Source organism: Streptomyces griseomycini (assembly GCF_014203535.1).
In the GTDB taxonomy this organism is placed as follows: domain Bacteria; phylum Actinomycetota; class Actinomycetes; order Streptomycetales; family Streptomycetaceae; genus Streptomyces; species Streptomyces griseomycini.
Genome location: NZ_JACHJI010000031.1, coordinates 23296 through 33527, shown reverse-complemented (window position 1 = coordinate 33527; position 10232 = coordinate 23296). Strand labels below are relative to the sequence as shown.

Sequence of the window (10232 nt, the reverse complement as noted above, 5' to 3'; positions counted from 1 at the left end):
CGCTTCCCTTCGGTGTTTCCGACTCTATCAGATCTTTCCGATCCGATTTCCTCGGTGCTTTCCAGGTTCCCGCTTCCGCGTTTCCCTTTCCGGCGCATCCGACTTTATCAGAGATTCTGAGTCGGATTTTCCCGCCCTCCGGGGACTGCTCCGACTCACTGAGGTGGTCGGGTGCCCGATCGGGGGAGCTGTAAACGTACTGGAGCGGGGCGCCTCGATGCAAATCGAGGCGCCCCGCTCCGGGTCCGCTCGTGCGTGGGGCCCGACGGGCCGTCAGACCTCGACCACCACGGGCAGGATCATCGGCCGGCGCCGGTACGTGTCGGAGACCCACCTGCCCAGCGTCCGCCGGACGAGCTGCTGCAGCTGGTGGGGTTCGACGACGCCGTCCTGGGCCGAGCGTTCCAGGACCTCCGTGATCTTCGGGATCACCTCGCCGAAGGCGGAGTCCTCGATGCCGGAGCCCCGGGCCTGGATGTGCGGACCGCCCGTGATCTTGCCGGTGGACGAGTCGATGACCATGAAGACCGAGATGATGCCCTCGTCGCCGAGGATCTTGCGGTCCTTCAGGGCCGGCTCGCCGACGTCGCCGACGGAGAGGCCGTCGACGTAGACGTATCCCGCCTGGACCTTGCCGACGATCTTCGCCTTGCCCTCGACGAGGTCGACGACCACGCCGTCCTCGGCGATGACGATGCGGTCGTGCGGGACGCCGGTCATGGCGCCCAGTTCCGCGTTGGCGCGCAGGTGGCGCCATTCGCCGTGCACCGGCATCAGGTTCTTCGGACGGCAGATGTTGTAGAAGTACAGCAGCTCGCCCGCGGAGGCGTGACCGGAGACGTGCACCTTGGCGTTGCCCTTGTGGACGACGTTGGCGCCCCAGCGGGTCAGGCCGTTGATCACGCGGTACACCGCGTTCTCGTTGCCGGGGATGAGCGACGACGCCAGGATCACGGTGTCGCCCTCGACGATGCGGATCTGATGGTCGCGGTTGGCCATGCGGGACAGGGCCGCCATCGGTTCGCCCTGGGAGCCCGTGCAGACGAGGACCACTTCGTTGTCGGGGAGGTCGTCGAGGGTCTTGACGTCCACGACCAGGCCCGGCGGGACCTTGAGGTAGCCGAGGTCGCGGGCGATGCCCATGTTGCGGACCATGGAACGGCCGACGAAGGCGACCCTGCGGCCGTACTCGTGCGCCGCGTCCAGGATCTGCTGGATGCGGTGGACGTGGCTGGCGAAGCTGGCCACGATGATCCGCTTGCGGGCGCCGGCGAAGACCTGGCGCAGCACGTTGGAGATGTCGCGCTCGTGCGGGGTGAACCCGGGGACCTCGGCGTTCGTGGAGTCGGTGAGGAGGAGGTCGATGCCTTCCTCGCTGAGTCGGGCGAACGCGTGGAGGTCCGTGAGGCGGTTGTCCAGCGGGAGCTGGTCCATCTTGAAGTCGCCGGTGTGGACCGCCATGCCGGCGGGGGTGCGGATGGCCACGGCGAGCGCGTCGGGGATGGAGTGGTTGACCGCGACGAACTCGCAGTCGAAGGGGCCGATGCGCTCGCGCTGTCCTTCCGCCACCTCCAGGGTGTAGGGGCGGATGCGGTGCTCCTGGAGCTTCGCCTCGATGAGGGCGAGGGTCAGCTTGGAGCCGATCAGCGGGATGTCCGGCTTCTCGCGCAGAAGGAAGGGGACGCCGCCGATGTGGTCCTCGTGGCCGTGGGTGAGGACGATGCCCTCGATGTCGTCGAGGCGGTCCCGGATGGACGAGAAGTCCGGCAGGATCAGGTCGATTCCGGGCTGCTCCTCCTCGGGGAAGAGCACTCCGCAGTCGACGATCAGCAGGCGGCCGCCGTACTCGAAGACCGTCATGTTCCGGCCGATCTCGCCGAGGCCGCCGAGCGGGGTGACGCGCAGGCCGCCTTCGGGGAGGGACGGGGGCGGGCCGAGTTCAGGATGCGGATGACTCAAAAGACTCTCCTCAAACACGCGCGCCACGTACCGGTGGGGCACGTGGCGCGCGTGACGTTCGTGCAGAAGCAGTTGTCGTTGTGGGGTGCGGGCACCGGTGGCCCGCCTGTTCAGTTGTGGAGTCCGGCTGCGCGAGCGGTCGCGCGAAGTCTGGTTACTGGAGCTGTACCCCGCCGGCGGCAAGATCGATCTTGAGCTGCTCGACCTCTTCCGGCGTGCACTCGGCCATGGGGGCGCGCAGGGGTCCGGCGGGCAGGCCCTTGAGGGCGAGCGCCGCCTTGGTGGTCATCACGCCCTGGGTGCGGAACATCCCCGTGTAGACCGGGAGCAGCTTCTGGTGGATCTCGGTGGCCTTCTGGACGTCTCCCGAGGTGTACGCCTCGACCAGGGCGCGCAGCTCGGGAGTGACGAGGTGGCCCACGACGGAGACGAAGCCGACGGCGCCCACGGAGAGCAGGGGCAGGTTCAGCATGTCGTCGCCGGAGTACCAGGCGAGGCCGGAGCGGGCGATGGCCCAGCTCGCGCGGCCGAGGTCGCCCTTGGCGTCCTTGTTGGCGATGATCCGGGGGTGCTCGGCGAGGCGGACGAGCGTCTCGGTGTTGATCGGGACGCCGCTGCGGCCGGGGATGTCGTAGAGCATGACCGGCAGCCCGGTGGCGTCGGCGACGGCCGTGAAGTGCCGGTAGAGGCCCTCCTGCGGGGGCTTGTTGTAGTACGGGGTGACGACCAGCAGGCCGTGTGCGCCGGTGCGCTCGGCGGTGCGGGCCAGCTCGACGCTGTGGTGGGTGTCGTTGGTGCCGACTCCGGCCACGACGTGGGCGCGGTCGCCGACCGCCTCCAGGACCGCTCGTACGAGATCCGATTTCTCCGCGTCGCTGGTGGTGGGGGACTCACCGGTGGTGCCGTTGATGATCAGGCCGTCGTTGCCTGCGTCCACCAGGTGGGTGGCGAGCCTCTGTGCGCCGTCGAGGTCGAGTGCGCCGTCCGCCGTGAAGGGCGTGACCATGGCGGTGAGGACCCGCCCGAAGGGGGTCTGCGGAGTGGAGGTCGGAGCCATGGGTTACACGCTACTCGTTGCTCAGGTCGGGGTCTTCCCTCGGGGGAGGCGACAAGGTGGGCAAAGGGGAGCCCGGCACTGCCTGCTCGGGGGTTCAGGCAGTGCCGGGCCCGTTTGATCAGGCTAGATGAACTTCGCGAAATGCCGCAATACGGACACCTCGCAGGGCTGACCCGTACATGTGTCCTCGGCGTGCGAACGGGGGTTCCTCACGGCGCCACACGACCGTTGGCGTTGAAGGCGGCGTGGGTGAGCGGCATGAGCCGGGCCCACTCGGCCTCCATCTTCTCGCCGACCATCTCGATCTCCCGCTGCGGGAAGGACGGGACCTTCGCCAGTTCGTGCTGGGTGCGCAGCCCGAGGAAGTGCATCAGCGAGCGGGCGTTGCAGGTGGCGTACATGGAGGAGTACAGGCCGACGGGGAGCACCGCGCGGGCGACCTCACGGGCGACGCCGGCGGCGAGCATCTCCCGGTACGCCTCGTACGCCTGCCGGTAGGAGTCCTCCATGGCGCGGCCCACCAGCTCCTGCTGGGCCCGGGTGCCCTCGACGAAGCGGTACTTCCCGGGGCGGCCCTCCTGGACCAGCTTGCGGGACTCGTCCGGGACGTAGAAGACCGGCTGGAGCTCGCGGTAGCGACCCGACTCCTCGTTGTACGACCAGCCCACGCGGTGCCGCATGAACTCGCGGAAGACGAAGATCGGGGCGCTGATGAAGAAGGTCATCGAGTTGTGCTCGAAGGGGCTGCCGTGCCGGTCCCGCATCAGGTAGTTGATCAGGCCCCTGGAGCGCTCCGGGTCCTTGTTCAGCTCGTCCAGGGACTGCTCGCCGACAGTCGAGACACGGGCGGCGAACAGCACGTCGGCGTCGGACGCGGTGTGCTTGACCAGCTCGACGGTCACGTCGCTGCGGAAGTCGGGCTTGAGGTCGTCGGCGGAGGTCAAGGGGGTCCTTCCATCGCATCGGCGGTGCGGCGCCCACTCTACGGGGCAGCTGCCGCGCGCAGGCAGGTGGCTGGTCGTGATGATGTTTTGCGCGTCTCGGCACCTTTTGCGAGTCCCGTTCGTCTGTGTCGGTGACAGCGATCCGTTCGATCCCGAAGGGAGACGCACCCCTGATGTTCGGTCGGCGTGAACCCGTACCGTTCGCCTTCCTCGCCGAGGCCGACAGGTTCCGCAGCAATGTCACTCCCCCGCCCCGTGAGCGGGCGACCGTCGGTCAGATGGCCGGACGCTGGCTGCTGGGGCTCACCGTCGTCGCCGGGCTGGTGGGTTCCCTGGTCATCGGGATGCCCGCGTTGTCCACCGCCCCTTCGGACCCGGGGACCCAGCAGTCACAGGCGACCGACGGGCGCTGAGCCGTCGGGCCGAGCGGCACCCTCTCCGTCCGGACCCCCGAGGGTGGTGACGGAGGACACGGATCGGTAGCCTCACCGGGCACTGCCCATGCATGGAACGAGTGAGGACCAGCCGTGCCCCTGCCCTTCCTGACGGCCGACCGCGCGTTCGACACGGCGGACGACGTCGCTCTGCCGTACGACGACCGTGACCGCTGGCGGCGCCCGTACCGTCCCGGGCCGTGGCGGGTGGGTGCGGCGGCGCTGCTGCTGCTGCTCGCCTCGTTCGTGCTGTTCGCGGGGGTCGTCATCGCGGCGACGGCGACGCTGTCGTCCGCCGGAGCCGTGTTCGCCATCGCGCTGGTCGTCGTCGGCTGCGCGCTGCGGATGCTGCGCATGGGCGTCTGGGTGAGCGCGCGGGGCCTGCGGCACGTGGCCTTCCTCAGCACGCGTACGGCGCCCTGGGAGCAGGTGGTCTCCGTGCGCACGGTGCAGCAGCCGGTGCGCTGGCTGGGGCTGCCGCGCACGGTGCAGGGGCAGGCGCTGCTCCTCGTCCGGCGGGGGCGGGCGACGGATGCCCTGCCGCTGCTGACCTCGCACAACGCGGACTTCCTGGGGCGGGATCCGCTGGCCTTCGACCGGGCGGCCGACTCCGTGGAGGTCTGGGCTGACGAGTACCGGCGGAGCTGAGCGCGCGGAGCCGCGCACGGTGCGCCGGGGCCCGGTCCGTCTGTGCGGACCGGGCCCCGGCGTGTGGCGCGCACGCGGTCAGTGCGAGGTCTTGTGCAAGGTGATCGCCCGTTGCATGGCCTTGCGGGCGCGCGGGGTGTCGCGGGCGTCGTGGTAGGCGACGGCGAGCCGGAACCAGCTGCGCCAGTCGTCGGGGGCGGCCTCCGTCTCGGCCTTGCGCCGGGCGAAGACCTCGTCGGCCGAGTCGCGGTCGACACGGCCGCTGGGGAGACGCTTCAGTTCGTCGGCGGGCAGGCCGCCCTCGGCGTCGAGCTCGGCGGCGAGCCGGTTGGCGTTGCGGACGAACTCGGTGTTCTTCCACAGGAACCACACACCGATGACCGGCAGGATCAGCACCGCGACGCCGAGGGCCACGGCGAGGGGCGTACCGGTCCCGATGAGCAGCACACCGCGGCTGCCGACCAGGACGAAGTAGACGACCAGGACGGCGGCCGTGACGGCGTAGGAGATCTTGGCGCGCATGGGTCGGCTCGGGCTCAGTTCAGGTCGAGGAAGTGTTCCAGGCCGAAGGTCAGGCCGGGAGTGGTCACCACGCGGCGGGCGCCGAGCAGGATGCCCGGCATGAAGCTGCTGTGGTGCAGGGAGTCGTGGCGGACGGTGAGGGTCTCGCCCTCGCCGCCGAGCAGGACCTCCTGGTGGGCGAGCAGGCCGCGCAGCCGGACCGCGTGCACCGGGACCCCGTCCACGTCCGCGCCGCGGGCGCCGTCCAGGGCGGTGACCGTGGCGTCCGGGGCGGGGGCGCTGCCGGCCCGGCGGCGGGCCTCGGCGATGAGCTGGGCGGTGCGCGTGGCGGTGCCGCTGGGGGCGTCCACCTTGTTCGGGTGGTGCAGCTCGACGACCTCGACGGACTCGAAGTACGGGGCGGCGATCTGCGCGAACTTCATGGTGAGGACGGCGCCGATGGAGAAGTTCGGCGCGATGAGCACGCCCGTCTCCGGGGACTGGTCGAGCCAGCCCTTCAGCTGCGCGAGGCGGTCGTCGGTCCAGCCGGTGGTGCCGACGACGGCGTGGATGCCGTGGCGCACGCAGAAGTCGAGGTTGCCCATGACCGAGGCGGGGGTGGTCAGCTCCACGGCGACCTGGGCGCCCCGCTCGGCGAGGATCTCCAGCTTGTCGTCCCGGCCGAGGGCGGCCACCAGCTCCATGTCCTCGGCGGCCTCGACCGCCCGTACCGCCTCGGACCCGATCCGGCCCTTGGCACCGAGGACCGCCACGCGCAGCTTGCTCATGTCTCTTGCTTCCTTACCGGGATGGGTCAGGCGACGGCGTCGTGCAGCCGGGACGCCTGCTTGTCCTTGAGGGGGCCGATGACCGACAGGGAGGGCCGCCGTCCCAGGATGTCGCGGGCGACCGAGCGGACGTCGTCCGGGGTGACCGAGGCTATCCGGGCCAGCATGTCGTCGACCGACATCTGCTCGCCCCAGCACAGTTCGCTCTTGCCGATGCGGTTCATCAGCGCGCCGGTGTCCTCCAGGCCGAGGACCGTGGAGCCCTGGAGCTGGCCGATGGCGCGCTCTATCTCGTCGTCCGGCAGTCCGTGCCCGGCCACGCGGTCGAGCTCGTCGCGGCAGATCTTCAGCACGTCGTGCACCTGGGAGGGCCTGCAGCCGGCGTACACGCCGAACAGGCCGCAGTCGGCGAAGCCGGAGGTGTACGAGTACACGCTGTAGGCCAGTCCGCGCTTCTCCCGGACCTCCTGGAACAGGCGGGAGGACATGCCGCCGCCGAGGGCGGTGTTCAGCACGCCGAGGGCCCAGCGCCGCTCGTCGGTGCGGGCCAGGCCCGGCATGCCGAGGACGATGTGCGCCTGTTCCGTCCTGCGGTCGACGAGTTCGACGCGGCCCGCGGTGCGCAGGGCGCGCCGGCCGCCGCGCGGGGCGATCGGCTGGGCGCCGGGGTCCTTGAGGGCGCCGGCCTTCTCGAAGGCGGCGCGGACCTGGCGTACGACCTTGCCGTGGTCGATGTTGCCGGCGCAGGCGACCACGAGGTGGGTGGGGTCGTAGTGCTTCTTGTAGAAGCGGCGGATGCGGTCCGCGGTGAGGGCGTTGACCGTGTCGACCGTGCCGAGCACCGGGCGGCCGAGGGGGTGGTCGCCGAACATGGTGTGCGCGAACAGGTCGTGCACGCAGTCGCCCGGGTCGTCCTCGGTCATCGCGATCTCTTCGAGGATGGCGCCGCGCTCGACGTCGACGTCCTCCTCGCGGATCACCGAGCCGGTGAGCATGTCGCAGACCACGTCGATGGCGAGCGGCAGGTCGGTGTCGAGCACGCGCGCGTAGTAGCACGTGTACTCCTTGGCCGTGAACGCGTTCATCTCGCCGCCGACCGCGTCGATGGCGGAGGAGATGTCCAGGGCGGACCTGCGGGCCGTGCCCTTGAAGAGCAGGTGCTCCAGGTAGTGGGTGGCGCCGCCCAGGGCCGGGGTCTCGTCGCGGGAGCCGACGTGCGCCCAGATGCCGAAGGTCGCCGAGCGGACCGAGGGCAGGGTCTCGGTGACGATGCGCAGACCCCCGGGAAGGGTGGTCTTGCGGACGGTGCCGATGCCGTTCTCGCCCTTGATCAGGGTTTGGGTACGGGCGACGGCCCGCGCCTCCGGAGAGGTGCGGGCCGTCGTCTTGAAGCCACGGGACGTCACTTGTCGGCGTCGTCCTTCTTCGTCTCGTCGGAGCCGCTCTCGGACTCGTCCTCGCCCTCGATCACGGGGACCAGGGAGAGCTTGCCGCGAGAGTCGATCTCGGCGATCTCGACCTGGACCTTCTGGCCCACGCCGAGGACGTCCTCGACGTTCTCCACGCGCTTGCCGCCGGCCAGCTTGCGGATCTGCGAGATGTGCAGCAGGCCGTCCTTGCCGGGGAGGAGGGAGACGAAGGCGCCGAACGTCGTCGTCTTCACGACCGTGCCCAGGTAGCGCTCGCCGACCTCGGGCATCGTCGGGTTGGCGATGCCGTTGATCGTGGTGCGGGCGGCCTCGGCGGAGGGGCCGTCGGCGGCACCGATGTAGATGGTGCCGTCGTCCTCGATGGTGATCTCGGCGCCGGTGTCCTCCTGGATCTGGTTGATCATCTTGCCCTTGGGGCCGATGACCTCGCCGATCTTGTCGACCGGGATCTTCACGGTGATGATCCGCGGAGCGTTCGGGGACATCTCGTCCGGCGTGTCGATCGCTTCCATCATCACGTCGAGGATGTGGAGGCGGGCGTCACGGGCCTGCTTCAGGGCGGCGGCCAGGACGGAGGCGGGGATGCCGTCCAGCTTGGTGTCGAGCTGGAGGGCGGTCACGAACTCCTTGGTGCCGGCAACCTTGAAGTCCATGTCGCCGAAGGCGTCCTCCGCACCGAGGATGTCGGTGAGGGTGACGTAGTGCGTCTCGCCCTCGATCTCCTGGGAGATCAGGCCCATGGCGATGCCGGCGACCGGGGCCTTCAGCGGCACACCGGCGTTCAGCAGCGACATGGTGGAGGCGCAGACCGAGCCCATGGACGTCGAGCCGTTGGAGCCGAGGGCCTCGGACACCTGGCGGATCGCGTAGGGGAACTCCTCGCGCGTCGGCAGGACCGGGATCAGGGCGCGCTCGGCGAGGGCGCCGTGGCCGATCTCGCGACGCTTCGGGGAGCCGACGCGGCCGGTCTCACCGGTGGAGTAGGGCGGGAAGTTGTAGTTGTGCATGTAGCGCTTGCGGGTCACCGGGGAGAGGGTGTCCAGCTGCTGCTCCATGCGGAGCATGTTGAGGGTGGTGACGCCCAGGATCTGGGTCTCGCCACGCTCGAACAGCGCCGAGCCGTGCACCCGCGGGATGGCCTCGACCTCGGCGGCCAGGGTGCGGATGTCGGTGACACCGCGGCCGTCGATGCGCTTCTTCTCCTTGATGACGCGCTCGCGGACCAGGGACTTGGTCAGGGAGCGGTACGCGGCGGAGATCTCCTTCTCGCGGCCCTCGAACTCCGGCAGGAGCTTCTCGGCGGCGAGGGCCTTGACGCGGTCCAGCTCGGCCTCGCGCTCCTGCTTGCCGGCGATGGTGAGCGCCTGGGCGAGCTCGGGCTTGACGGCGGCGGTCAGCGCCTCGAGGACGTCGTCCTGGTAGTCCAGGAAGATCGGGAACTCGGCGGTCGGCTTGGCGGCCTTCGCGGCGAGGTCGGACTGGGCCCGGCACAGCACCTTGATGAAGGGCTTCGCGGCCTCCAGACCGGCGGCCACGACCTCCTCGGTGGGCGCCTCGGCGCCGCCCTCGACCAGCTTGATGGTCTTCTCGGTGGCCTCGGCCTCGACCATCATGATCGCGACGTCGCCGTCCTCCAGGGTGCGGCCCGCGACGACCATGTCGAAGACTGCGTCCTCGAGCTCGGTGTGCGTGGGGAAGGCGACCCACTGGCCGCGGATCAGCGCGACGCGGACGCCGCCGATCGGGCCGGAGAAGGGCAGGCCGGCCAGCTGCGTGGACGCGGAGGCGGCGTTGATCGCCACGACGTCGTACAGGTGGTCGGGGTTGAGCGCCATGACGGTGGCGACGACCTGGATCTCGTTGCGCAGGCCCTTCTTGAAGGACGGGCGCAGCGGGCGGTCGATGAGGCGGCAGGTGAGGATGGCGTCCTCGGAGGGCCGGCCCTCACGGCGGAAGAAGGAGCCGGGGATCTTGCCGGCCGCGTACATCCGCTCCTCGACGTCCACCGTGAGCGGGAAGAAGTCGAGCTGGTCCTTGGGGTTCTTGGAGGCGGTGGTGGCCGACAGCACCATGGTGTCGTCGTCCAGGTAGGCCACGGCGGAGCCGGCGGCCTGCCGGGCGAGGCGGCCCGTCTCGAAGCGGATGGTGCGGGTGCCGAAGGAGCCGTTGTCGATGACGGCCTCGGCGTAGTGGGTCTCGTTCTCCACTAGCGTTTTCTCCGTTACTTGTCGTCTTTGGTCCCGCCTCGCCCGTGTGGCGGGGGGACGGTGACGGAGAAGCGCTCCACTGGTGCGGGCCGGTCTTCGATCGAAGCACCCGGGGTTCACTCTCCCGGGGGCCACTACCGAGGACCGGCGGCGGCGAGGCGCGCTTCTCCTCTTCTCGTGACGCCTGGACGGCGTCGGTGGTGACGTCGTGGTGACGTCCGTGACGTCCGCGTACCCGAGGGGGCACCGGTCATCACCCTGAGT

At 70.0% G+C, this 10232-nt stretch carries 9 protein-coding genes; 2 read left to right on the top strand and 7 right to left on the bottom strand.

What is annotated here, in order from left to right:
* Positions 1 to 273 precede the first annotated feature (273 nt).
* The 3 genes from FHS37_RS37465 to thyX form a co-directional block, all read right to left on the bottom strand.
* Entirely contained in the window at positions 274 to 1959 is a 1686-nt protein-coding gene (locus FHS37_RS37465) for a ribonuclease J (protein WP_184829597.1), read from the bottom strand.
* Positions 1960 to 2113: 154 nt separating this feature from the next.
* The gene (gene dapA, locus FHS37_RS37460) at positions 2114 to 3016 is read right to left on the bottom strand and encodes a 4-hydroxy-tetrahydrodipicolinate synthase (RefSeq protein WP_184829595.1); all 903 of its coding nucleotides are present in this window, start codon (positions 3014 to 3016) and stop codon (positions 2114 to 2116) included.
* A gap of 209 nt (positions 3017 to 3225) precedes the next feature.
* The gene (gene thyX, locus FHS37_RS37455) at positions 3226 to 3960 is read right to left on the bottom strand and encodes an FAD-dependent thymidylate synthase (RefSeq protein WP_184829593.1); all 735 of its coding nucleotides are present in this window, start codon (positions 3958 to 3960) and stop codon (positions 3226 to 3228) included.
* A gap of 173 nt (positions 3961 to 4133) precedes the next feature.
* Between thyX and FHS37_RS37450 the strand changes: the two genes are divergently transcribed.
* Positions 4134 to 4373, top strand: coding sequence for a hypothetical protein (locus FHS37_RS37450; RefSeq protein ID WP_184829591.1), 240 nt, complete (start codon positions 4134 to 4136; stop codon positions 4371 to 4373).
* A gap of 114 nt (positions 4374 to 4487) precedes the next feature.
* Entirely contained in the window at positions 4488 to 5042 is a 555-nt protein-coding gene (locus FHS37_RS37445) for an SCO5741 family PH domain-containing membrane protein (protein WP_184829589.1), read from the top strand.
* A 78-nt stretch (positions 5043 to 5120) separates the two neighbouring features.
* Here the strand turns inward: FHS37_RS37445 and FHS37_RS37440 are convergent, their stop codons facing one another.
* From FHS37_RS37440 to FHS37_RS37425, 4 genes are read right to left on the bottom strand one after another with little or no spacing between them, the layout of a single operon-like run.
* Positions 5121 to 5564: a tetratricopeptide repeat protein gene (locus FHS37_RS37440; protein ID WP_184829587.1), complete on the bottom strand. Its 444-nt coding sequence runs from the start codon at positions 5562 to 5564 to the stop codon at positions 5121 to 5123.
* 14 nt (positions 5565 to 5578) lie between these two features.
* A complete protein-coding gene (gene dapB, locus FHS37_RS37435) occupies positions 5579 to 6331 on the bottom strand; it encodes a 4-hydroxy-tetrahydrodipicolinate reductase (RefSeq protein WP_184829585.1) in 753 nt (250 codons plus the stop codon).
* Between the two features lie 26 nt (positions 6332 to 6357).
* A complete protein-coding gene (locus tag FHS37_RS37430; protein WP_184829583.1) occupies positions 6358 to 7737 on the bottom strand; it encodes a M16 family metallopeptidase in 1380 nt (459 codons plus the stop codon).
* The gene (locus FHS37_RS37425; RefSeq protein ID WP_184829582.1) at positions 7734 to 9968 is read right to left on the bottom strand and encodes a polyribonucleotide nucleotidyltransferase; all 2235 of its coding nucleotides are present in this window, start codon (positions 9966 to 9968) and stop codon (positions 7734 to 7736) included. The genes FHS37_RS37430 and FHS37_RS37425 overlap by 4 nt, the downstream gene beginning before the upstream one ends.
* Positions 9969 to 10232: the final 264 nt, after the last annotated feature.

Coding starts and splice junctions, on each gene's coding strand:
- FHS37_RS37450 (WP_184829591.1), top strand. CDS start 4,134: ATGTTCGGTCGGCGTGAACCCGTACCGTTCGCCTTCCTCGCCGAGGCC.
- dapA (WP_184829595.1), bottom strand. CDS start 3,016: ATGGCTCCGACCTCCACTCCGCAGACCCCCTTCGGGCGGGTCCTCACC.
- FHS37_RS37440 (WP_184829587.1), bottom strand. CDS start 5,564: ATGCGCGCCAAGATCTCCTACGCCGTCACGGCCGCCGTCCTGGTCGTC.
- dapB (WP_184829585.1), bottom strand. CDS start 6,331: ATGAGCAAGCTGCGCGTGGCGGTCCTCGGTGCCAAGGGCCGGATCGGG.